General features: G+C 45.8%; 23 protein-coding genes. 11 read left to right on the top strand and 12 right to left on the bottom strand.

Annotated elements, in window-relative coordinates; genetic code table 11:
* The first annotated feature begins 29 nt into the window (after positions 1 to 29).
* On the top strand, positions 30 to 590 hold the full coding sequence (locus ACNI29_RS17240; protein ID WP_419779603.1) for an NUDIX hydrolase: 561 nt from the start codon (positions 30 to 32) through the stop codon (positions 588 to 590).
* Positions 591 to 597: 7 nt separating this feature from the next.
* Here the strand turns inward: ACNI29_RS17240 and ACNI29_RS17235 are convergent, their stop codons facing one another.
* Genes ACNI29_RS17235 through ACNI29_RS17220 form a run of 4 tightly spaced genes read right to left on the bottom strand, consistent with a single transcriptional unit; the run spans position 598 to position 3,655 of the window.
* Entirely contained in the window at positions 598 to 1,368 is a 771-nt protein-coding gene (locus tag ACNI29_RS17235) for an inositol monophosphatase family protein (RefSeq protein ID WP_419779602.1), read from the bottom strand.
* Positions 1,369 to 2,394 (bottom strand): rod shape-determining protein, encoded by a 1,026-nt coding sequence (locus tag ACNI29_RS17230; RefSeq protein WP_419779601.1) that lies wholly within the window; start codon positions 2,392 to 2,394, stop codon positions 1,369 to 1,371.
* A 25-nt stretch (positions 2,395 to 2,419) separates the two neighbouring features.
* Positions 2,420 to 3,445 carry a GAF domain-containing protein gene (locus ACNI29_RS17225; RefSeq protein WP_419779600.1) on the bottom strand — a complete coding sequence of 342 codons (1,026 nt, stop codon included), beginning with the start codon at positions 3,443 to 3,445 and terminating at the stop codon, positions 2,420 to 2,422.
* A 3-nt stretch (positions 3,446 to 3,448) separates the two neighbouring features.
* On the bottom strand, positions 3,449 to 3,655 hold the full coding sequence (locus ACNI29_RS17220) for a DUF6485 family protein (RefSeq protein ID WP_419779599.1): 207 nt from the start codon (positions 3,653 to 3,655) through the stop codon (positions 3,449 to 3,451).
* 367 nt (positions 3,656 to 4,022) lie between these two features.
* Between ACNI29_RS17220 and ACNI29_RS17215 the strand changes: the two genes are divergently transcribed.
* From ACNI29_RS17215 to ACNI29_RS17185, 7 genes are all read left to right on the top strand, one after another.
* Positions 4,023 to 5,768, top strand: a complete 1,746-nt coding sequence (locus ACNI29_RS17215; RefSeq protein ID WP_419779598.1) for a hypothetical protein — start codon at positions 4,023 to 4,025, stop codon at positions 5,766 to 5,768.
* A 60-nt stretch (positions 5,769 to 5,828) separates the two neighbouring features.
* Entirely contained in the window at positions 5,829 to 6,890 is a 1,062-nt protein-coding gene (gene gcvT, locus ACNI29_RS17210; protein WP_419779597.1) for a glycine cleavage system aminomethyltransferase GcvT, read from the top strand.
* Between the two features lie 90 nt (positions 6,891 to 6,980).
* On the top strand, positions 6,981 to 7,598 hold the full coding sequence (locus tag ACNI29_RS17205; protein ID WP_419779596.1) for a BON domain-containing protein: 618 nt from the start codon (positions 6,981 to 6,983) through the stop codon (positions 7,596 to 7,598).
* Positions 7,599 to 7,757: 159 nt separating this feature from the next.
* On the top strand, positions 7,758 to 8,594 hold the full coding sequence (locus ACNI29_RS17200) for an SAM-dependent methyltransferase (protein WP_419779595.1): 837 nt from the start codon (positions 7,758 to 7,760) through the stop codon (positions 8,592 to 8,594).
* A 411-nt stretch (positions 8,595 to 9,005) separates the two neighbouring features.
* Positions 9,006 to 12,065: a formate dehydrogenase-N subunit alpha gene (fdnG, locus tag ACNI29_RS17195; RefSeq protein ID WP_419779594.1), complete on the top strand. Its 3,060-nt coding sequence runs from the start codon at positions 9,006 to 9,008 to the stop codon at positions 12,063 to 12,065.
* Entirely contained in the window at positions 12,065 to 12,808 is a 744-nt protein-coding gene (locus ACNI29_RS17190; RefSeq protein ID WP_419779593.1) for a 4Fe-4S dicluster domain-containing protein, read from the top strand. The genes fdnG and ACNI29_RS17190 overlap by 1 nt, the downstream gene beginning before the upstream one ends.
* A 17-nt stretch (positions 12,809 to 12,825) precedes the next feature.
* Positions 12,826 to 13,245, top strand: coding sequence for a cytochrome c3 family protein (locus ACNI29_RS17185; RefSeq protein WP_419779592.1), 420 nt, complete (start codon positions 12,826 to 12,828; stop codon positions 13,243 to 13,245).
* A 161-nt stretch (positions 13,246 to 13,406) separates the two neighbouring features.
* Here ACNI29_RS17185 and tsaA read toward each other — a convergent pair whose 3' ends face one another.
* Positions 13,407 to 13,910, bottom strand: a complete 504-nt coding sequence (gene tsaA, locus ACNI29_RS17180) for a tRNA (N6-threonylcarbamoyladenosine(37)-N6)-methyltransferase TrmO (RefSeq protein ID WP_419779591.1) — start codon at positions 13,908 to 13,910, stop codon at positions 13,407 to 13,409.
* 91 nt (positions 13,911 to 14,001) lie between these two features.
* Entirely contained in the window at positions 14,002 to 15,108 is a 1,107-nt protein-coding gene (locus tag ACNI29_RS17175) for a M20/M25/M40 family metallo-hydrolase (protein ID WP_419779590.1), read from the bottom strand.
* A gap of 235 nt (positions 15,109 to 15,343) precedes the next feature.
* Between ACNI29_RS17175 and ACNI29_RS17170 the strand changes: the two genes are divergently transcribed.
* Positions 15,344 to 15,904 carry a lectin-like protein gene (locus ACNI29_RS17170; RefSeq protein ID WP_419779589.1) on the top strand — a complete coding sequence of 187 codons (561 nt, stop codon included), beginning with the start codon at positions 15,344 to 15,346 and terminating at the stop codon, positions 15,902 to 15,904.
* Between the two features lie 81 nt (positions 15,905 to 15,985).
* Here ACNI29_RS17170 and ACNI29_RS17165 read toward each other — a convergent pair whose 3' ends face one another.
* From ACNI29_RS17165 to ACNI29_RS17140, 6 genes are all read right to left on the bottom strand, one after another.
* Positions 15,986 to 16,243 carry a HypC/HybG/HupF family hydrogenase formation chaperone gene (locus tag ACNI29_RS17165; protein WP_419779588.1) on the bottom strand — a complete coding sequence of 86 codons (258 nt, stop codon included), beginning with the start codon at positions 16,241 to 16,243 and terminating at the stop codon, positions 15,986 to 15,988.
* Positions 16,244 to 16,264: 21 nt separating this feature from the next.
* Positions 16,265 to 16,756, bottom strand: a complete 492-nt coding sequence (locus ACNI29_RS17160) for a HyaD/HybD family hydrogenase maturation endopeptidase (protein WP_419779587.1) — start codon at positions 16,754 to 16,756, stop codon at positions 16,265 to 16,267.
* 383 nt (positions 16,757 to 17,139) lie between these two features.
* Positions 17,140 to 18,849, bottom strand: coding sequence for a nickel-dependent hydrogenase large subunit (locus ACNI29_RS17155; protein WP_419779586.1), 1,710 nt, complete (start codon positions 18,847 to 18,849; stop codon positions 17,140 to 17,142).
* Between the two features lie 57 nt (positions 18,850 to 18,906).
* Positions 18,907 to 19,854, bottom strand: a complete 948-nt coding sequence (locus ACNI29_RS17150; protein ID WP_419779585.1) for a hydrogenase small subunit — start codon at positions 19,852 to 19,854, stop codon at positions 18,907 to 18,909.
* 488 nt (positions 19,855 to 20,342) lie between these two features.
* Positions 20,343 to 20,981 (bottom strand): dTMP kinase, encoded by a 639-nt coding sequence (gene tmk, locus ACNI29_RS17145; RefSeq protein WP_419779584.1) that lies wholly within the window; start codon positions 20,979 to 20,981, stop codon positions 20,343 to 20,345.
* Positions 20,957 to 21,991 (bottom strand): 3'-5' exoribonuclease YhaM family protein, encoded by a 1,035-nt coding sequence (locus tag ACNI29_RS17140; protein WP_419779583.1) that lies wholly within the window; start codon positions 21,989 to 21,991, stop codon positions 20,957 to 20,959. Before ACNI29_RS17140 ends, tmk begins: the two co-directional genes overlap by 25 nt.
* A 158-nt stretch (positions 21,992 to 22,149) precedes the next feature.
* On the opposite strand from ACNI29_RS17140, the gene surE reads away from it, so the two are divergent.
* The gene (gene surE / locus ACNI29_RS17135) at positions 22,150 to 22,905 is read left to right on the top strand and encodes a 5'/3'-nucleotidase SurE (protein ID WP_419779582.1); all 756 of its coding nucleotides are present in this window, start codon (positions 22,150 to 22,152) and stop codon (positions 22,903 to 22,905) included.
* A 192-nt stretch (positions 22,906 to 23,097) separates the two neighbouring features.
* A complete protein-coding gene (gene fba, locus ACNI29_RS17130) occupies positions 23,098 to 24,021 on the top strand; it encodes a class II fructose-1,6-bisphosphate aldolase (protein ID WP_419779581.1) in 924 nt (307 codons plus the stop codon).
* The last annotated feature ends 176 nt before the right edge of the window (positions 24,022 to 24,197 follow it).

Below are 24,197 nucleotides of genomic sequence, written 5' to 3'. Positions count from 1 at the left end.
GTGAATCTCTTACACGCAATTTCACTGAATTGAAAGAAGGCCAGTGTTCAAAAACGAAAAGAATTTGTTTAAAAGTGAAAAAAAAGTTCGTTCAGATCGAAGTTGTCGATCAAAACAACCGCCCCTTAACAAGTATGGACGTAAATGAAGTCCATCGTCAGTCACTGCGCCACCGTGCGGTGATTATACTTGTCTATGACATTGAAGGAAAACTTTTTCTTCAAAAAAGAAGCCCCCAGAAAAAGCTTTACGCTGGTCGCTGGGATGTTTCTGCAAGCGGGCATGTACTCGCGGGCGAATCCAAAGAGGAAGCTGCACAACGCAAGTTGGAACAGGAATTGGGCATCCGTAGCTCCAACCTTAAACTAATAAGTGAGATTAAGGCATCATCTGAAACCGGATATGAATTCATAAGCCTTTACGTCCTTGAAAAATCTGGCCACATGATGGATTTAAACAAAGAAGAAGCCGCTTCAGGGTATTTTTACTCTGAAAGTGAACTCAACTGGCTAGTCAGCGAATACCGAGAATTGCTGGTTCCGGATATGGTTTTTCTGCATGATCGAAAACTGCTTTTTAAATTCAAGTAGGCCCTTATTACGAAGTAATCAGGTTCTTCAATTTCTCATGAATTGATGAGTTGGTGGCTAGGATTGCAGGCGAATATAAATCAAATTCATCGTCTCCGTATTCTGTCACCCGTCCACCGGCTTCTTCGACCAGCAGCCATCCCGCTGCCATATCCCACGGCTTCAAGGAATTTTCGTAATATCCATCATAGCGACCGCAAGAAAGATAAGCGAGGTCCAAGGCTGCAGCTCCGGGACGTCGGACTCCCTGTGTGGTAACAAGAACCTTGCTCAAGGCTTCTGTTATAAAATCAACATGATCTTCAATGGCATATGGAAAACCGGTAGCAATCAACGATTCTTCGAGGGAATCACAATCGGAAACATGAATGGAATCACCGTTTTTGAAAGCCCCGCCACCTCGCAGGGCCGTAAAAACTTCATTCATTATCGGCAGATTGACAATGCCCAGCACCACTTGCCCTTTATCCCAAAGAGCAACTGATGTAGCGACCATAGGCAGTCCGTGTGCAAAGTTAGTAGTCCCATCCAAAGGATCAATTATCCAGGTAAGGTCCACAAGCTCGGCATCGCCGGAAGTCTCTTCCGCCAGAAATGATGATCCGGGCAAACACTCTGCAAGTTTAGCTTTAAGAAATTTTTCCACAGCCAGATCCGTTTCAGTAACAAGATCAATACGGCCTTTATGTTTGATTTTCTTAGGCTTGTTGTATGCTTCCCTGATTATTTCACCAGCTTCAAGGACAGCCGCAGTAGCTTTTTCAAGTAATTGCTGCATTTAATTAATATAAACCTTTTCAAAACCTTTGTCTTTCTGAAGACTAAGTCCCGTACCACGCACAACAGTAGTCAACGGGTCATTATCAATAATAACTTTAAGGGAACTTTCACGGTGGATAAGTTTGTCCAATCCTTTAAGCAAGGCTCCACCGCCGGCCAGAAGCAGGCCATTATCAGCAATATCGGCCACAAGTTCAGGCTGGGTACGCTCAAGTGCGACTCGCACAGAATGGACAATGGCAGCTACAGGATCGGCTATGGCTTCCCTGATCTGTGAATCATTGATTTCAATGGACTTGGGTTTGCCGTCGATTAAGTTTCGTCCGGAAACAGTCATAGTCAGCGGTTCGGGCAATTCTAATGCGGAACCGATCTGAATTTTAGCTTTTTCCGCAGTATTCTCACCGACCAGCAACTTAAATTCATCCTGCATATAGCGCATGATGGCAAGGTTCATCTCATCCCCGGCTACGCGCACGGACTGGCTGTGAGCAACAGAAGAGAGGGTGATCACCGCAACTTCGGTAGTACCTCCGCCGATGTCGACAACCATGTTCCCTTCCGGTTCATGAATGTTCAGTCCGGCACCGATGGCTGCAGCCATAGGTTCTTCAATGAGGCGAACTTCACGCGCTCCGGCCTGCTGACCGGATTCAATAACAGCCCTCTTTTCCACCTGGGTAATCCCGGTAGGTACGCAAATAATAATCTTGGGCTTTACAAGATTCCGCCCTTTGATTGCTTTTTTGATAAAAAAAGCAATCATTTTTTTGGTCACTTCAAAGTCAGCAATAACACCGTCTTTCATAGGGCGTATGGCTTTAATTTTATCCGGGGTACGACCAAGGTATTCCTTGGCTTCCTTGCCCACAGCAATCACAGATTCATCTCGGGCATCAAGGGCTACGACAGAAGGCTCATTAAGGATAATTCCATCCTTAGGGGTGTAGAGGAGCGTATTTGCCGTACCCAGATCCATGGCAAGATCCTTGCCGAAAAAACTCATTAACTTCGCCCACAACATATATCAGGCCTCGTGCATGAAGCAGTTAGTTGTCGTTGATCAAAACCGGATCGATTTTGGCCGGGGTAACTTTCTGCAAAGCTGTCCTCGCTTCCGCAAGCTTGCTCTTCAGAAAGAGATTTTCAAGGAATTGATTCAGATATTCAGATACCATAAACAGAAAATCCTTCAAGTCTTCATCAATTCGTCTTGGATCTTCATTAGCGAGCACAAGAACTCCCCGTGTCTTGCGCTGAAAAACCAGAGGCAGGCAGATAACACTCATAAAATCAACCGTCGAGGCACTGGCCCCTAGGAGACTGGATGCAGCCTGTCCTGCATTATTTTCTTCAATAAACATCGGCTCGTTATTTTTATAAACCCAACCGACAAGCCCGCTCCCTAAAGGATAGGATGTGGTTTTGGAATTACCCTTCTGCAATACCGGTTTATTTTCCCCTTCCACATAAAAAGAAGTCCCGCGCGGATCAATTACCGTCAGGAAAGAATGTGAAAAACCACTTGTTGAAGCGGTCATATTCAGGAGGTTATCGAGAAAGGAATTCCATTTGGGTTGCCGTTTACGCAAATCATGCAGCAGCTTGAGAGTCATAAAATATTCATTTTTCCTGCCGTCAGCATCAACTGAGCGTATGCAGGAAAGCATGGAAGTAATCATCTTGCCGAACTGGGAAAGGATCTTCAGGTCCTTGGTGCTGAACGAATAAGTTCGTTTACTATCAAGGCATATTGCACCAAGTGACTGGTCCAGCGGAGTTCCCATGAACGCCTTGACCTTGGCGTCTTCACGGTTTTCATAGTATCCTAATGTAGTGGCGCCTTTACGGTCCATGTTATTAATGAACAAAGGTTCGTTTTTTCCGACCACAATTCCGGCAAGACTCTTCTTGGGAAGAGGACTACCCTTAGGAGAAATGTCATCACCAAGACTGAAATATGTCGAAAGAGCATATCCATGCTGCCCATCCGGTAAGTACAGGACAACACTATGCGCTTCGAACACATTGCAGACAATGCTGAGTATATTGATCAAAATTTCGTTTCTAGGCATGCTCTATTTGGTCCTACACTCAATAAAATATTCTATACTCCGGTTATAAGTTTTTTCCTGCTCGGGTGTAAAGTAGCAGGCCGGAAGCTGATCTTTGGCGCGGTGATATTTTATGCATTCACAACATGCACCAGCTCTGGGGCAACCGCTGTAGGTGCAGGGACAGTCCGCTTTGTTACTCTCAATTTTGGCACAACCATCTAAACTCATATATATTTTCCCTTAATTTTGCTCTTCAATAAAAACTTTGAACTTATGATAATTTCAAATCCGTACTATTCTTATTTGAAAGAGCTATTCCGGTCAACTGATAGAGAGATTAAACCCCGCTCTTTTTCCGGTCTCAATCATATGTTTTCTTCCTAAAGAACGCCTTTTTTCAACTAAAAAGAGCCTATTGTGAAAGAAAAATGCATCTTTTTTGAAAAAAAACTAATTTCTATAATTTTTCTAGATAAATTGAGTTGTAATTAGTTGCGGTTCAAGCTAATCATACCTTATTAAATATAGAGTGATTCTCTTAAAAAAAGAAGTAGGCTGAGTCGTTTAAAATTTTGAGCACTTGTAGGGTATGAATATGTGGCAGGAAGCTTTTTCCAAATATACAGGGGAAGCCTGTGATGCGGAAGCCGTTTCATCAGCTAATATTTATGATTTGAGATCCCTTGAAGGCTTGCGTCTGCACCTGGATCATGTCCATATCAAAAACTGCCTGCTCAGGCCTTATTTTGAACAGCGCAACAACTATCCGCTGGTAGATGCCCGTGAACTGCTCCCCTCTTTCGAAGTAGACCTCTACGAATACAAGAAACTCCCCGGATTCAGCATGGTGGCTCTGGAACGTCCTTTGAATTTTTTTCAAGAGATATTCCAGTTCGACATTCTGCATAGTCCGCGCCTATTGGACGATACTGCCACCAAAGACGCCTGCCCGCTTTTTGAATCCATCGTTAAGGCAAATATCGAAACCTTTGAAAGCAGACTGCCCAAACGTTCTCACAAAGATTTTATCAGTGAGTACGGGAACACAGATATCTCGGCCATTGAAAATTACGACCAGATCATACCTTATCTTTTGGAAATTGAACGCGCACATGTTATGGCGCAGGACAACACCGGCAAATTTTATCTTTCCGGAGTGTTCGGATCATTCCCATCCGACCTGGACAATGAGCTGAAAAGATTTGGAATCAGAATTGGCAAATTTAAGCCCGGCGACAACCTGCTTTACGAATACAACCGCCTTTTTGTTTACACTTTTCTCATGGAGTTACACGGCTTCCCCATTGTTTCGGAACGCCGTACCTCATCTGCTCTTTTTGCCCGCAGACTGCACCGCATGGGTGAAAAATTTATGGTTCGTGTTCTTGGTCAGTCCGACAGGACCATTACCTCCCTCTTTTCACACATAAAAGCACGCCACTACCCCCGGGTGGAAAAAATAGCTCTTGTTCAGGTCAGCAAAGACAGCAAAGAAACCATTGCCGAGCTTAAAAAAGGTGGTTTTTTTGTTGATGAGAAAAAACGTGTGGTCATTCTCAAGGTCAAATACCGCCAGCACAAATTCAACCCTGAAAACGTGCGTGAAGACCGCGCTCTATCCGTATATCGTCAGGAAGTTATCCATCCCATCACCGGAGAATGCACATCCCGCTTCAATGTGATCAAGGATGCTTCAAGCATGACAATCCTGCTCAACGATATTGTCCGTGGCGAATACACAGGCAGTATCATGTACAAGCGCAATGAACTGATTGAAGACACCGAGACACACGAAAAAAGACTCAAATTTTTGTTCGCATGGCTTTCCAAACACCAACGCCGGATTATCGGATATTCCGAAGAATTTTATTCCGGTGTAGTTAAAGTACTCGATAGCTACCTGCTGGCCCCGGATAACTACGAGCCATTTAATGACTTGACCGACCTTTATCAGGAGGTCTGGTCCAAATACAGCTACATTCAACAAGCCCGTAAGCTCAAAGTCCTTGAGGACCTTAAAAGCAGAAAATACAGAGGCAAAACAGTAGGTTACCTAGAAATGCTACAGGTAATGACTGATATTTTAAATGAACTTAAATTCGAGATTGTCAACTACTTTGACAAGCTGGTGCAAACAGCTTTAAAGATCGGCGACCGGGTTCTGAATGATTCTTACCTGCGACGCAAATATATTTCCTGCCCGGAAGAAGAACTTACAAACTATGGTCTTAACGTAAAAAAATATTATGGCCGGATGGTTGTAGTTCTTGATGAATTCAGGTCGATCCGCAAAAGCCGTTCCCTGTACGAAGAAGGAACTTCCGTAAGCGGATTGGTTTAAATTTAATTTTGAAAGCACCTTGGTATCTCCGGGTGCTTTCAATTTATACGGAGTAAAAAATTGACAGCACTGCGCACTACCCCCCTGACTGAGTGGCACCGTGAAAACGGCGCAAAACTTGTTCCATTTGCCGGCTTCGAAATGCCTGTACAGTATCAAGGTATTATCGTCGAACACAAGCAGACCCGTGAAAAAGTAGGTGTTTTTGACATCAGCCATATGGGTGAATTCATGCTTAGCGGTAAAGGCGCTAAAGACGCCTTGAATAAACTGGTTACCCAGAATCTGGATACCCTTGCACCGGGTAAATGCCGCTACGGTTTTCTGCCTAACGAAAAGGGAGGGGTTCTTGATGATCTTATCATCTACTGCCTTGCTGAAGATTCCTACATGCTGGTAGTGAATGGATCTTGCGAAGACGGCGATTTTAACTGGATCGACACTAGACTTCCTGAAGGACTGAACTTCGAAAACGTTTCTTACGAAACAGCAAAAATTGACTTGCAGGGTCCTTTGGCTCTCGACGTTCTGGAATCTGTTTTTGGTCGTGATTTCAAGCATCTTAAATACTTCAACTTTGAAGAAACCGAATTTGACGGTTATAAACTGATTATCAGCCGTACCGGCTACACAGGTGAACTCGGCTACGAATTCTACCTGCCTTCCGAAAAAGCACTCTCCCTTTGGGAAAAACTGGTTGCAGATGAACGTGTAGAACCCATCGGACTGGGTGCGCGCGACACTCTTCGCCTTGAGTGCGGCTACCCCCTCTATGGCCAGGACCTTGATACCGAACACAATCCCCGCGAGGGCGGTTACGGCTTCCTGCTTCCCGCTGATGCTTATACTGATGTGAAAGAAATCCTCATTCCGCTGACCATCGAAGGTCGCCGCGCTGCCCGTCATGACGATATTGTTATGCTCGACGGCAAGGAAGTGGGTAAAGTTACCAGCGGTTCCTTCTCCCCCACCCTCGGCTATTCCATCGCTCTGGCATATGTTGCTAAAGATGCTGCCGAAGCTGAAGATTTCACCATCAAGGGTGCACGCAAGGACCTTGAAGCCAAGAAGAGTGAACTTCCTTTCTATAAAGAAGGAACTGCACGTAAAAAGCTGGACTAAGATTAAGATTTTTAGAAGGCAATTCAAACCCCGCTACTTTATCAAAATAGCGGGGTTTCTTTTTGGAGCAAGTCAAATTATAACTTGGCCATGATCACTCGAACCAAATTTCTTCTAATCGCCTTGATACTGGCAATCCTTTGTTTCATTACATATGAAGCTAACGCCGGATTTGTACCTTATGGAAAAATATTTAAAGCGGTTAAAGATGAACGTCCGTACATAACACAGGCTCAAGACAGCCGTCTTCAGTTGCAATTGCATAAGGCTCTTATCCTTAATTGTCCTTCAAGCCTCACAAATGTTGCAAGTTATGTATACTCGGGGCACGGTTTTCTTGTTGGAGAAGTCGAGAGCGATGCCGAACGGGACGCTCTGCTGAATTGCGCCAAGGAGATCAATGGATTGTATGGAATAAGTTATTTTTTACCTCAAAAAACACCCATCGAAGAGGCTTCCTCAGAACTTGAAATCAAGCTAAAAGGTATATTTGATCCAGAATATCCCTCATCCCAAATTACAATAAAAGTCGTGCAAAATAATGTGGTCATACTTGGAGTATTAAATCTTCAGGAACAGAAATCTGTTTGTGCGTCAGTGCAGAAGATATCTAAGACATCAAGAATCATAAATTTTCTTCAAGTTCCGCAACAGCAAAAAAAACTTAAAAAAAGATTTCGGCCCCTACGAAACCTTTTTAGTAATTAATTAGATAGACATTCTAAACGCCACAAGATAAAGCCTTCCCATTATGTCCAGACTTTAAACATATAAAGACCCTTTCGGATCTTGCATGCCCATGCCTCAAGATATGCATGTGGCAACATTTTTAATTAATATTCAAGTTAAGGATATTAAGGCTTTGTTATGTTTAAAGAACTTTTGGATATCAATTCACGCCCTCTTCCTTTTGAATTCTATACAGCACCTGAATTATGGACTGACAAGCACATCTCTAAACAGATGCTGAACTATCATTTACACCCTGAAATAGATGCGGCTTCCCGCAATGCTGTATTTATTTCAGAATCCACAGAATGGATAATAGACCGCTTTAAATTATCTTCTGGAATAAAAGTCGCTGATTTCGGGTGCGGTCCCGGTTTTTACACAACCGCATTCGCTCTTGCTGGAGCAGATGTCACCGGTATTGATTTCTCCCGGAACTCAATTGAATATGCCCGGTCTAAAGCGTGCGACATGAAAATAAAGGTAGGCTACATCATGGCTGACTACCTTGATTTCGAGACAAACAAGAGTTTTGACCTCATTACCATGATTATGTGCGATTTTTGTGCACTTAACCCGGCACAGCGGAGCAACTTGCTGCGTAAATTTCATAAATTATTGAAACCGGGCGGATCATTACTACTTGATGTGTTTTCTATTGCCGCCTTTAACAAGCAGGAAGAACGGCAAATATATGAACCAAATCTCATGGATGGTTTTTGGTCTGCTAATGAGTATTACGGATTTCTGAAAACATTTAAATATGAACAGGAAAAAGTGATGCTGGATAAATACACAATTATTGAACAAAACCGCACCCGCACAATTTACAATTGGCTGCAGTATTTCAGTCCTGATAGTTTAAGGGATGAATTTAAGAATTGCGGGTTCAACAATACAACCTTATTGAGCGATGTAGCTGGAAATCAGTACCAAACCAAAAGCAATGAATTTGCTATTATTGCCACTAAGTAGCTGAAAACATTGATAGGGACTGTTTTCAATTTTAAAAACAGTCCCTATTTCCCTCTTTTTTTGAGCAATTATGTCAGATTAGTAACAATAGAGCATTAGCGGCAATTCCAGAGTTCAGTGCTAAAACATAAAATCATATTATTTCGAACACTTAAAAGCACAACACCTTCTCAAAGGCTTATTATCCAAATACCGCTGAATTAAATTCTCTTTTTCTCTCTACGAATAAGGAGCATTCTAATTAGTTCTTAAAATTCAATAACATAAGCGTCAATTTTATAATTATATCAAAAAGCGCATATATTAAGTTGTGTCATTAACTCAACAAGCAACTTTTTTTTTCTTTAATCCCTCTTGACCGATAGGTTGTTATCCAGATGATTGGAACACCCTCAAATTTCAGGAGCGATGATGAATATTAATCGTAGAGATTTTGTGAAGCTGACGACTGCTGCAGCTGCCGGTCTCGCTGCGGTTCCGGCGTTCGGCGGGCTTGGGAAGGCCTTTGCCAACACAGCCGAAGACCGTGCCAGACAGCTCAGCCCTAAATGGACCAAGCAGACTACATCAGTCTGTGCGTTCTGTTCAGTTGGTTGCGGCCTTCTGGTTAACACCGACCTCGAGACCAAACGTGCACTGAACGTGGAAGGTAACCCCGACCACCCCATTAACGAAGGTGCCCTCTGTGCAAAGGGTGCGGCATCTATCCAGATGACCGAAAACCCCAAGCGCCCCGGCAAATTCCTGTACCGTGCTCCTTACGCCACTGAATGGGAAGAAAAAGATTGGAGTTTCTGCAAAAAACGCATCGCACAGCTGATCAAAAAATCTCGCGATGAAAGCTTCGAAAAGAAAAATGCAAAGGGACAGGTCGTTAACCGTACCATGGGTATCGCCTCTCTCGGTTCCGCTGCGCTGGATAACGAAGAATGTTATGCAATGCACAGCTTCATGCGTTCACTCGGCCTGGTCTATGTTGAGCACCAGGCACGTATCTGACACAGCGCAACTGTTGCGGCTCTGGTAGAGTCGTTCGGACGCGGCGCGATGACCAACCACTGGAATGACCTTCAGAACAGTGATTGCATTTTGATAATGGGCAGTAACGCTGCCGAAAACCACCCCATTTCTTTCAAATGGGCTGTAAAAGCACAGAAACGCGGTGCAAAGATTATTCACGTTGATCCGCGCTTCACCCGTACTTCCGCTCGCTCGGATGCATACATCCCTCTGCGTTCCGGTACTGACATTGCTGTACTGGGCGGGATGATCAACTACCTCATTAAGAATAAGCGTTACTTCCATAAATATATGGTTGATTACACTAACGCTTCTTTCATCGTAGGTGATGGTTATGAATTCAAAGACGGCCTGTTCTCCGGCTTTGACAGCAAAACCAACTCTTACGACAAGTCCAAGTGGGCTTTTGTACTGGATGACAAAGGTATCCCCAAGCAGGATAAATCCCTGCAGGATCCCAATTGTGTATTCCAGATCCTGAAAAAGCACTTCTCTCGCTACACCCCGGAAAAAGTATCCTCCATCTCCGGTGTGTCCGTGAAAGATCTTGATATGCTTTATGACACCTACACCGCTACCGGTAAAAAAGATAAAGCCGGTACCATCATGTACGCTATGGGTTGGACCCAGCACACTGTCGGCGTACAGAACATCCGTGCCATGGCTATCATCCAGCTCATGCTCGGTAACATCGGTATTGCTGGTGGTGGTGTTAACGCACTTCGCGGCGAGTGTAACGTACAGGGCTCCACTGACTACGCCCTGCTCTATCACATTCTCCCCGGCTATCTGAAAACTCCTCTGGCCGGACAGGACACTCTTGAGCAGTACAACAATACCTATACTCCTAAGAGCAACGACCCTGAGTCTGCAAACTGGTGGCAGCATTATCCCAAGTACTCAGCAAGCTTGATTAAAGCCATGTACTCCGAGGACACCCCTGATCAAGGTTACCAGTATCTGCCGCGCCTCGATAACCACAAGGCCAGCCAGTACTCCTGGATTCCGCTCATCGACCGCATGTATGAAGGGAAATTCACCGGCGGTCTGGTTTGGGGCATGAACCCGGCCTGCTCCAGCTCCGACTCTATCAAGACCCGTAAGGCTCTCGGTAAACTGGACTGGATGGTCAACGTAAACCTTTTCCAGTGCGAAACAAGCGACTTCTGGAAAGGTCCCGAGATCGATACTAAGAAATGTAAAACTGAAACCTTCTTCATCCCCTGTGCATCTGCAATCGAGAAAGAAGGTTCCGTTTCCAACTCCGGTCGCTGGATGCAGTGGCGTTACAAGGGTCCCGATACTTTCGGAGATGTAATGACTGATGGTCACTACTTCCACGAAATCTGGGAAGAGTTGAAAGCTCTGTATGAAAAAGAAGGCGGTGTGTACCCTGAACCTATCACCCGTCTCAGCTTCGACAACATGTGTGAAGAAAACGACCATGGTCACATGGAATTCAGTGCGCAAAAAACAGCCAAACTCTGTAACGGCTGGTTTACCCGCGACTGTGAAGTTAAAGGTAAGAAGTTCAAGAAGGGACAACAAGTTCCAAGCTTCGCATATCTGCAGGCAGACGGTTCCACTACCTCCGGTAACTGGCTGTACTGCAACTCCGTGACCGATGATGGTAACAAATCTGAACGCCACGACGCCACCCAAACCAAGGAACAGGCCAATATCGGACTCTTCCCCAACTGGACTTGGTGCTGGCCGGTAAACCGCCGCATCCTTTACAACAGAGCTTCTGTTGATGAAAAGGGACAGCCTTGGGCACCCAAAAAAGCGGTTATCAAGTGGAACGGCTCCAAGTGGGTCGGTGATGTTCCTGATGGTGGCTGGAAGCCCGGAACCCGTCATCCGTTCATCATGCGTAAAAACGGCTTTGGACAGCTCTTCGGCCCCGGCCGCGCTGACGGTCCCCTGCCTGAGTACTACGAGCCGTTGGAATGCCCGGTCGACAACCATCCTTTCTCCAAAACCCTGCACAACCCAACAGCGGTACAGATCAAGGGCGAGGAAAAAGCAGTCTGCGACCCGCGCTACCCCTTCGTTGGTACCACCTACCGTATAACCGAACACTGGCAGACCGGCTCTATGACCCGTTGGCAGTCATGGCTGGTTGAAGCCGAACCTCAGATGTTTGTTGAAATCAGTCCTGAACTGGCTGAACTGCGCGGCATCAAGAACGGCGAAAAAGTAACCGTAGAAAGTGTACGTGGATCACTCTGGGCCATCGCTATGGTTACCGAACGTATCCAACCTTACAACATCAACGGAACTGACGTTCACATGGTCGGTATGCCTTGGCATTACGGCTGGATCACTCCTATGAACGGCGGTGATTCTGCAAACATTGTAACCCCCAACGTGGGTGACCCGAACACCGGTATCCCAGAGTACAAGGCCTTCATGGTCAACATCCGCAAGTGGAAGGAGGGAGATAAATAATGTCCGGTAAAAGCTTCTTTGTAGACCTCTCCGTTTGTACCGCCTGCCGTGGTTGTCAGGTTGCCTGTAAACAATGGAAAAAGCTCCCTGCGGAACAGACCCGCAACGTGGGTTCCCATCAGAACCCGCAGGATCTGTCTTCCAAAACCATCCGTCTGGTGCGCTTCAGCGAAGCCCGCGACGAAGATGGCAAGTTCCGTTGGCTCTTCTTCCCGGAACAGTGCCGTCACTGCATTGAACCTCCTTGTAAGTACATCGCAAACATGTACGCACCCGGAGCAGTTGTGCAGGACGAAAAGACCGGCGCAGTCGTCATGACCGACAAGGCTGTTCTGCCCAAAGGCAAGGTTGAAGGCTGGGAAATGTGTCCTTACAACGTTCCCCGTCAGGACCCCGAAAGCGGTCTCTTCTCCAAATGCGATATGTGTATTGATCGTGTGGAAATGGGAATGCTGCCTGCCTGTGTACAGAGCTGCCCCACCGGAACAATGAACTTCGGTGACCGTGCTGACATGCTCAAGCTGGCCAAGGAAAGACTTGCGGAAGTGCAGAAAACCAATCCCAACGCATACCTCGCCGATCCTGACGATGTCCGCGTTATCTACCTCTGCGAAACCAAACCGGAAAGCTACCACGAAACTCTGGTAGCCTCCGCTGATAAACGCAAGACTGTCATGGCCAAGGTCAGCCCGTCTAAAACATCAAGACGTGGTTTCCTTACCGCTCTTAAAAATAAAGCCTAGCAGGCAGGAGAAATAAGATGAAAAAATTATTGATCGCTTGCCTGTGCATGATGGGCATTGTGTTCGTCGCCATCGGCGCGGGTGCACAAGAAGATTGGACCGCTCCTGATGATGATCTGGTTATCAACTTCATCAAGGGCAAAAGTGACAAAGACCATGGAGTAGTATTCAACCACTCCAGCCATGAAAACTATGAGTGTTCCGATTGCCATCACAAGATGAAAAAGACAAAGGAACCGACCAGTTGTGCCGATTGTCACACTAACTTTGAGCCTGTACCTACCAAAGGTTACAAGTCTTACTTCAAAGCCATGCATTACAAGCGCAAAGACCTTAAGCGCGCTTCATGCCTCGGCTGCCACGTGAAAGAATTCGGTAATGACAAGGAAATGACCGGTTGTGTTAATTCCGCCTGTCACCCCGAAGGAATCAGATAGAAAGGAATTCATCCTCCTCCCCATAAAGACCCTGCTTCGGCAGGGTCTTTTTTAGGTAACTAGCATTGAGAACCATTTAGGATGTAAAACCAAATCATATCATCCAGAGCATTCTTTCTAACAAAGAAATCTGGATTTATATAAATAAAAATCCTTACGGGCTAATCTCTTACAAAACGTTCATCAGATTTAAGTAACTCGGATTTATCTGCATTCTCTTCCAGCCACCCAAAGCGGTCAGCAGGGACAGCATCAAATTTTTTGACATATGGCTTAATGTCAATCAACGGTGTTCCATCAAGAATATCAACACCTTTAATGTGCAGAATATTACCTTCGATGCTCAGCAATTCCACAGTGGACATGCCGATCATATTTGGCCTGCGCGGTGCACGGGTGGAAAAAAGGCCGCGTTCAACAGTATCCATAAAAGGTTTTACTTTCAGTTTAAAACCTTCATTTTTATGAAAATGATACAAAAGAATGATGTGCGAAAACCCTTCAAGATCCTGCAATCCCTCTTCAAGTGCACCATGAAGTTCTATCTTCCCTACTACATCTTTGGCTCCGGAAGGTTGAATGGGCATGCCTTCAAGAGATTGATGGGGAGAACAAATGTGTCCGATGGGATGAAAAATTATAGCATCTTTTTCCGGTAACGGCATTAAGGTCTCCGTATTCGTTAACTGATTGCGCTGGACGAATATCAGCGGTGAAACCAGCCCGAAAACAAAGCTTTCGGGCTGGGAATTAAAATTAACTTTTCATAATTTCGGCTACGAGTTCAGCACATCCGGTCAGACTATCGATAGCGATAAATTCTTCAGTTGTATGCACCTTACTCATACCGATTCCGAGGGTAAGAGCGTTGTAACCTTTGCCATACAGTATATTAGCATCACTGCCGCCACCTGTAGGCACACGACTCGGAATAGCTCCAATATTTTTGCAGGCCTGCTCCACGCTTTCAAGAATGGAACTATCATCTGCAACATGCAAGGCGGGATATGAAATTTCGTATTCAAATTTATAATCTCCACCAACTTTTTCTACCGCAGCAGCGCAACAGGATTCCATGTGTTCCAGCTGGGCTTTAAGCTTACCGTCATCAAGTGACCGTGCTTCAGCGGTAAGAGTCGCGCTTTCGGCCACAATATTAGTCACAGTTCCGCCTTCAATACGACCAAGGTTGGCGGTGGTTTCAGCATCGATGCGCAGGAGGTTCATTCCAGAAACGGCTTCGGCTGCAATTTGAATGGCGCTGATCCCCTCTTCAGGAGCAATTCCGGCATGGGCAGACCTGCCGATGAAAGTCATAGTGATTCCGGCCTTTGCAGGTGCGGCTACAACAATAGTTCCTACATCTCCACTGGAATCAAGGATAACGATATCTTTTGTGGGAAGCAGGTCGGTATCAAGGTTCTTTGCCCCATGCATGCCGGACTCTTCACAGATAGAGAATACAAAATAAATTTCAGGATGCGGGATAGATTCATCTTCAAGATGGCTCAAGGCTTCAATTGCCATGGCAATCCCTGCTTTGTCGTCACCGCCAAGAACAGTTGCTCCGGCACTGCGTATGACGTCACCATCAATAATAGGCTCAACGCCAATGCAAGGCTGAACACAATCCATATGTGCTGAAAAAGCGATAGGATCACCTTCTCCGGTAGCAGGAACGCGGACAATGAGGTTCCCTGTATTACCGCCGCTGGCTTTTCCGGCATTATCTTCACGAACTTCATAGCCTCTTTCTTCCATTATTTTACGCAAGTAAACTGCGACTTCTTTTTCCTGAAGCGAGGGGCTATCAATTTTTACCAGATCAAAAAAAAGACTTAAAATTCTATCTTTATTTATCATAATATCTCCAAAAGATTCACTTAAATTTCGTAGTGCTTAATTACCACTGAATCTTGACGTTGAACAGCGGTATTTTTTCAAAAATCATAGCCATTTTAACGCACTGTTATTTATGCAATTAAGAAACATACATCAATGACAAGTTATAATTTTATCAGCATTGCTTGCATAAACCAAAATTTATGCATAAAGTATATAGTTAGAAAATTACTCATGAATGACGGGGAGGTCTATAATGAGATATTATAACGTAATTTTACTTGCGTTGAGCTTACTTTTGCTTTCAAGTCAAACGACTCTGGCATCAACCTTCTCTTTCGGTGGATCGGAATACACCATTGTTCAATCCAGCGGAATTAATTGGAATGATGCAAAGCTTGCCGCAGAAGCAACTGGTGGACATCTGGTTACAATAACCTCTGCAGCTGAAAGCAACTTCCTTAAGAGCACAGTCCTTCAGGGACAGGATAAGGCATATTGGCTTGGTGCATTCCAGACTGGCGACTCTAATAGACAGAATCCTACAGCAAATTGGCATTGGGTCACTGGTGAAGAGTGGAATTTTACCGATTGGTATAGTGCAGAACCCAACAATGCAAGAATTGATGAAATGCATTTAAGCGCGGACCAGCGTTTTAATTTCCAGTGGAACGACGAAGGTTCAGCAGTCTCCAGAATGATCAACGGTTATGTCGTTGAAAAGCCCAGTGCTGCAACTCCTATCCCCGGAGCAATCTGGCTGCTCGGCGCATCTTTGCTTACTCTTCTCGGAATCAAGAAGAAGTTCACAAGCTAAAGAAGATTATCTAAACACAAAAAATCCCGGCAACTTGATCAAGTTGCCGGGATTTTTTTATGCATGGCTCAAACAGCTAAGCTAAGCATTGCATGCTTTATTTTTCTCAGCTTCAGTAAGTTCAATCATATCGCGTAAAATTTTCAAGGTTTCTTCTGCTTCTTTCGGGTCAAGTTTGCGAAGAGCAAAACCGGCGTGAACGATGAGATAATCGTCAATTTCAACTTCATCAGCAAGGAGCATCAGGGAAGCATCAAGGTAAGTCTCACCCTCTCCAACCTTACATTTGGCTACTTGATTCTCAATGGACTTAATCTGAACAGGAATAGCTAAACACATGAAAAACACCCCTTCTTGGCACTAGGCCATCTTTTCATAACTTCCGCCCGCAGCGGACACTTCATCAAGCACCTTTTCCATCATAAAAGGAAGCCGTGCCAGCGTAACGTCAGAGACTTCGTCATGCATGGTCTGATAATCTTTGGGCTCTACCCCGATAACCACGCATTCCGGACGCCTGTCACACAATTCACACAGGACCATTGTATCAAGCAGGTCAGTCTGATGGATGGAATCTCTAAAACCAAGACTCTTACGCAAATCGTCTCCTGTCAAGCGATAAACCGAACCGGGCTCATCATTACCAAGCACGGCATCCACTACAATCAGGAAATCACATTCCATCATGGGGCCCATAAGCTTGGTTCCAAGCGTACCGCCATCCATCAGCTCCACGTTCTCGGAAAATGAATATTCTTTCTGAAGTTCAGTTACCACTTTTACACCAATGCCTTCATCAGTAAAAAGTATGTTTCCCACACCTAAAACTAAAATTTTTCTGTCTTCTGTCACTTGGATGCCTCCGGCGGGCCTACCGGCGGTCTCTCCGAGGGCCAAAGAAACTTTTGGAAAAAGTTTCTTTGGACTCTTCAAAACTTTTTAATAGGCTTCGCTACGGGTTCTTAGAAAATTATTTACAATCCATCTCTATTCCATCCCTATAAACCTGTGTAGCCCAATTCGGAATGGAAATTCAATAAAAAAATCAAAATATTATGATCAAAAACCCAAAACCCATCACGGCGAAGCCTCGCTAAAAAAGTTTGGGATTCTTAAACCCTTTTCAAAGGGTTTAAGGCTCCCGGCAGGGCGCCCCGCGAGGCCGCCGGAGGCAATCAAAAAAACGGGAACCTGCAATGCAGGCTCCCGTAATATTTTCTTGAAGCTTTAACCGACTAGAGGATCTTGAACTTGTGAACTTCGTTGGTCGCAGCATCGATGACGTGTACGCCGCAAGCGATACAGGGGTCATAGGAGTGAACTGTACGCAGGATTTCGACAGGACGCTTGGCGTCTGCGATAGGAGTACCCATGAGGGCTTCTTCAACTGCGGACATTTTGTTCTGGTTACAACGGGGACCGAGGTTCCAGGTTGAAGGAACAACAAGCTGGAAGTTTTCGATCTTCTTGTTTTTAATCTTGATCCAGTGGGACAGGCCGCCACGGGGTGCGCCAACAAAGCCAACACCTTCCGCTTCATCAGGCATTTCCCATTCAACTGCGAGATCAGTGTTACCGGAAGCAACGTTATCTTCGAGGTTGTTAACCCATTCAGTCATTTTATTCCCGGCCACAACAGTTTCGATACCACGGGCTGCGGTTCTACCCAGGGTGGAGAACAGAGCTTCGGGTCCGACACCGAGGGTGGACAGAACATGATTAACAACAGGAACAACGTCCTTGTTGCCTCGAGCGTAGGATACGAGCATCTGTGCCAGCGGACCAACTTCCATGGACTCGCCTTTGTAGCGGGGAGCCTTCATCCAGGAGTAACGGTCACGATCTTCATAGTTGGTATACTTAGGATCGGTTTCGCCATCATACGGATGCAGAGAAGAATCACCATCATACCAGCTGTGGCTGATATCTTCCTTGATGGAATCGGGGTTGAAATCCATAACCTTGGAGAGGTCACGGTTCATGATTACACCCTGCTCAAGGAAGCGGCTGTTGATGTCTGCTTCAACTTCGGGGAATTCACCGAAGGTCAGGAAGTTGGTAGTACCGCCGATTCCAGCCCAATCTTTGTAGTAAGATGCAACCATCAGCAGGTCAGGAATGTAGCATTCGTTAACAAATGCCATTGTTTCGTTATAAAGATCCTTGAACTCCTGAATACGTTTCGGAGTCAGGGATTCGTAGCAGGTTACGCCGCCAACGATGGTGAACTGGGTGTGCGGGTTCTTTGCGCCGAAAACAGCCATTGCACGTGCAGCCTTAACCTGAAGGTGCAGACCTTCGAGATAGTGAGCGGTAGCAATGAGGTTTTCTTCAGGACGCAGGTAGTATGCATCGTGTCCGCCGAGGAAGTAAGCGTTAGTAAAGATACCGAGCTGGCCGGAATCAACAAATTTTTTCAGCTTTTCCTGAACAGCTTTCAGATCTTCAGGCTTGGTGACGCGTGAAGACTGGCTGTTAGCAATTTTAGCAGCCTTTACGGGGTCTGCCTGAAGCGCGCTGACTACATCAACCCAGTCAAGGGCATGCAGATGATAGAAGTGGACAATATGGTCATGCAGGTACTGAGCGCCGAGCACGAGGTTACGGATAAGACGTGCGTTTTCGGGCAGAACTTTATCAACACCAACTGCATTGTCAACACAACGAGTGGAAGCCAGAGCATGGGTGTAAGTACAAACACCGCAGGAACGCTGGGTGAAGTGCTGTGCATCACGGGGATCACGGCCCTTCAGGATAATTTCCAGACCACGGAAGAGCTGGGAACTACTCCAAACGTTGCTGACTTTACCGTTTTCGACCTCAACTTCAATCTTGAGGTGTCCCTCAATTCTGGTAAGCGGGTCGACAATCACCGGACCGGTGTAGTTTTTATCAAAAGGGGTCGCCGCTACTGCGGGGCCCGATTTAGCCTTGCAACCAGACATATACAATCCTCCAAAAGAATTGAAAGTTAGTTTAATAACTTTAAGTAATAGAGAGCACTAACTCTGCTCGTAGAACGGGCTCATTTCATCCCAGAAATCGGGCTCACTACAACCGATGCAGGGGTGCCCGGCCTCAACAGGCCAGTTGGTCTGATTAAACTTGACTTTCGGACAGTTGTTGTAGGTGTCCGGGCCCTTACATCCGAGTTCGTACAGGCAGTAGCCTTTTTTGGCTTCTTCGGATGCAAAGGAAGGTGCAAATTCATCATTGTCGAAATGCTTAAGTCTCGGGCAGTTGTCATGCACGGACTCACCGTAGAAGAGGGTCGGGCGACCAACATCATCAAGCTCGGGTATACCCTTTGTCAGGTAATGAACAACGGTACCGACGAAGTTGAACGGGTTAGTCGGACAACCGGGCAGGTTAACGGTGGTTACGCCGCCGAGCGCGTCAGAAACACCTTTAGCCTTGGATGGGTTCGGAGCTGCAGCCTGAACACCACCGTAGCATGCACAGGTACCGATGCAGATGGTTGCTTTAGCGTGCGGAACGATTTCCTGCACGATTTCGAGCATTGTTTTACCCCCGACTTTACCCCAGGCACCACCTTCAATAGTCGGGATACCACCTTCAACTACACAGATGTAGCCATCGGGAGAATGTACTGCTTGATGCAGTGCTTCTTCGGCAGCATGTCCGGCAGCTGCCATGATGGTTTCATGGTAGTCGAGAGAAATGGTGTCGAGAATAAGAGCATCAATATAAGGAGAAACAGTACGAAGAACAGCTTCTGAACAGCCAGTACATTCGGCTGCATGCAGATAGACAACAGAAGGACGCTTTTTCTGTGTCAGGGCTTCCGCTACAGTTGGCGCAAAAGCGGGCCCCATCCCCATTACAGCGGCGGTTGTTGCGCAGAACTTCATGAAATCGCGGCGGGAGACGCCATTCTGCTCCAGGCGTTGTTCCGCTCCATCCTTTCCGAGTCCCACAGAGAATTTCATAAAAACCTCCATCCTCTAATTAAAGATCAGTGGGTTTAACCCTCTGACATTGCAGCCTTCAAACATGAGCCGGAAACATATCCGCCCCGAAACCGCAATGCGCACTAATTTTATCATCATCAGCATTCCATTTAAGTCAGTACCTCTATGATATTTCCTGTCATGCGAACGCTAATGTATTGAAAATTCTAATTACTCTTAAACCATTTTACTATCACAGCGTCAACCCAAAATGGCAGATTATTGTTTTAGATGCTTGTTTTGTTGAATTATAGACAAAAATAACACCAAGTATTACTTTTTATATAATGTTATACATTAAAGTCAGACTTTATAAGTAATTATACTCCATCAAAACAATGCATGCGTTTAAAAATAACAAACACGAAAATCACACCAAAACAATTAAAAGTAACACTGATTAAAATGCCAAAAAAAAGCGCAGCCTAACAGGCCGCGCTTCTTAAATAATATACTAATTTACTAGCTTATTTGTTTTGCAAACGTTCAGCTACCTTCTCTTTGATCTCAGCAAAGATCTCATCGGGAGTTTGATCAGCATTAATAACCACAATGCGATCGTTATTCAGAGCAGCCCAAGTCAGATAACCTTCCCTTACCCGACTATGGAACTCAATGGACTCCGCTTCGAAACGCCCTTCTTCCTGCATCTTATTTTCCTGCAGATTGCGGGTCATGGCACGTTTGAGACCGATCTCCGGTTCAATATCAAGCAGGATAGTCAAGTCGGGCCAGTGTCCTGAAACCGCAACATCATTAAGTTCGCGCAGAAGCTTGGGATCAAGCCCACGCCCATATCCCTGATAAACAATGGTAGAATCTGCGAACCGATCGGAGATAATGATTTTACCAGCTTCAACAGCAGGCTTAATTACCTGCCCTACATGCTGCGCCCGGTCGGCAAGATACAGGAAAAGCTCGCATTCACCGGTTATATCGGTACTGTCCATATTCAGAAGAATCTTACGCAATTCTTTACCGATACGGCTACCGCCCGGCTCAAGTGTGACATCCACTTCACGCCCGGATTCCTCAAGAAAGGCGGTAAGCATTTTGATCTGAGTTGTTTTTCCGGTACCTTCTATTCCTTCAAAGGTAATGAACATTGAGCCTCCGATTTTTTGAGTTCACATTTGCTCGACGGGTTATCGGGAGATTTTTCCGCCTTATATAAATATCTGTCCAAAAACCGCTGATACGGGGTCCAGTTACTTTCAGAACCGTCCAGCTTGCCCAGCTCAGCAAAAATAGTGTTCATTTTTGCGTCAATATTATCCGCGAAATGCAAAATAAATGCTTCCGGCGTTTTCGGTCGCTTAGGGGCACCAAACTCATATTCTCCGTGATGCGAAAGAATTAGATGCTTCAAGTGAAGTTTCAGCTTCGGATCAAGGTCTCTGGCCTTTTGCAAAAAAGGTTCAAGTACTTCAACGCCGATATGAATGTGCCCTAACAACCGCCCTTCATCAGTGTAATCATTGGTCAGCCCTCCGGAAAGCTCCCATGCCTTGCCTAGATCATGAAAAATAGCAGCGGCAAGAACAACCTGCCGGTCAACTTCCGGATAATTATCACAAATGGACATGCACAACTTAGCAACAGCCAATGTATGTTCAAGCAATCCACCAACATAAGCGTGATGAACAGCTTTTGCTCCGGTAGCAGTCAGAAGTCTGCCATGTACGGCTTCATCTTTAAGAACCCTGCGGCAAAACTTTTTCCAAGGCTGGTGGACCATGTGTTCGGCGATTAGATAATCCAGCTCCTGCATCATATCTTCGGGTTTCTCTGCACTGGAAGGAAGAAAATCAGTAATATCCAACCTTGCGACTTCAGGGTCAAGAATATTAAGAACTTCTACGGTCAGCTGTGGTTTATCCCTGAAAGATCCGACCAGACCTCCGGCGACAACAAACATACCTGCTTCAAGTGACCGGAAATTTTGACTTAAAGGACTCCATATCTTCGCTTCAACAACACCGGAATTATCCTGTAAACGAAGATTCCAGAATGGTCCGTTCCTTGATTCACGCAGTTGGGCATCACCGACAAGAAAGATATCTTTAACTCTCTCCCCGTTTATAAGATCTTTAATATATGTATATTTTTGCGACACTTCTTGCTATTCCTGAATTGCTTTGATACCTCGCCAACAGGCGATGCGTTTTTTAAACTTACCGAGCCAGTTTTTTATAACTGCCCGGAATTTGTATTCATAGTCAACCCACGGGTTGGCTGTCCAATTATTTTTGCAATGTCCAGCGGAGAAAATTGATGAATATCCTTCTCACCAATGACGACGGCATTCAGGCTATCGGCCTGCGAGCCTTATATCACAGCCTGATCAGGGCCGGAATGAATGTTCAGGTTGTTGCCCCGGTAACGGAACAGTCCGCTGTGGGACACGCCGTATCGCTCTCCTCACCCCTTCGTGTCAAGAGATTTGACGAAGATGGTTTTACCGGTCTGGGTGTTTATGGAACTCCGGTGGATTGCGTCAAGCTCGCATTAACCACACTGTTGGAAGATAAACCGGACATCGTCGTTTCCGGGATCAATAGCGGGGCCAACGTTGGTGTGGATATTTTATACTCAGGAACAGTTTCAGCTGCAACAGAAGGTGCGCTGATGGGCTATCCGGCCATGGCTGTATCCTATGACAGCTTCAAGCCCGAAGAGCTTACAGATCAGGGCGATTACTGCGCTGAACTGCTGAAAAAAATCCCCTGGACGAATCTCGGAGAAAAGACTGTCGTCAATTTGAATTTTCCGGCTGTACCGGTCAAAGAAGCGGAAGAACTTAAAATCTGCCGCCACACCCGCGTTTCATGGCAGGACTGGTATGAAACCCGTGAAGACCCGCGCGGCCATAAATATTACTGGCTGGACGGAGTTATGCCTAAAGAAAAGATCAGCCCCGGCACAGACCGGGACCTGCTGACTAAAGGGCATATCACCATAACTCCGTTGCATTTTGATTTCACCGATCGGGAGGCAATTGCGACTCTGAAGCAAAGTTTCGGTGCCTAGTCCATATCCTTTTATAAAGGGATGTGGACATTTTGTTTCCTGATAGGATATATAAAGGTGTATTTGGAACTAATTTGCGGCAAGATCTACTGAATAAGGGAAGTAAGGCAGGCAAACATTTTGGCTGCCGGATAATAATTTCAGATAAACTGCCGCGTCATCATTTAAGTATAATCCACTAAGGAGGATTACATGCCACTAGTTTCGCCCAAGGAAATGTTCGAGGGAGCTTATGCCGGCGGCTATGCCATTGGCGCGTTCAATGTGAACAACATGGAGATCATTCAGGGGATAATGGAAGCGGGCAGCGAAGAAAAAGCTCCCCTTATCCTGCAGGTTTCTGCCGGTGCTAAAAAATATGCCGGCCTGATTTACATTACTAAACTCGTGGAAGCAGCTCTGGAAGAAAGTGATCTTCCTGTAGTACTCCACCTCGACCACGGCGCAAACTTTGAAATTTGCAAGGAAGTAATCGACGGTGGATTCTCATCCGTTATGATCGACGGTTCTCATCTTCCTTACGAAGAAAACATTGCCATGACCCAAAAGGTTGTTGAATACGCTCACGACAAAGGCGTATGGGTTGAAGCCGAGCTGGGTCGCCTTGCCGGTGTCGAAGGGCATGTTTCTTCCGAAAAGAGCATATACACTGATCCAGACGAAGCAGTTGAATTCGTAGAACGCACAGGTTGCGACTCTTTAGCTATCGCTATCGGAACCAGCCACGGAGCATACAAATTTAAAGGCGAAGCAAAGCTTGACTTTGACCGTCTTGATAAAATCGCAGCTCTGATGCCGAATTACCCAATCGTACTCCATGGCGCATCAAGCGTCGTTCCTGAATTCGTAGCAATGTCTAATGAATTCGGCGGCGACATCGCAGGCGCAAAAGGTGTGCCCGAAGACCTGCTGCGCAAAGCTGCTTCCAAAGCAGTCTGCAAAATCAATATCGATACTGATATCCGCCTCGCAATGACCGGCGTAATCCGCAAGTTCTTGGCAGAGAACCCTACCGTATTTGATCCGCGTGGTTATCTGGGTGAATCCCGCAAGGCCGTTAAAGAGATGGTCCGCCACAAAATGATCAACGTGCTGGGCTGCTCCAACACTATATAGTTTTTACAGGCCGCTTTTTTTAGGGAATAAAGCGGCCTGTAATAAAATAAACCAGGGATCCGCATCTATTATAATAGATGTCAAAGGGAAGCCAGTCTCCGGGCATGAAGCACCGCCGCACCAGGGAAAATCGCGGCTGTTCAGTGATTCGCCGCCGCTGTTCTGATAAAGACCGG

Origin of the sequence: Maridesulfovibrio spiralis (SeqCode) (assembly GCF_048571135.1) — a bacterium.
In the GTDB taxonomy this organism is placed as follows: domain Bacteria; phylum Desulfobacterota; class Desulfovibrionia; order Desulfovibrionales; family Desulfovibrionaceae; genus Maridesulfovibrio; species Maridesulfovibrio spiralis.
This window is presented reverse-complemented; position numbering and strand designations above follow the sequence as displayed.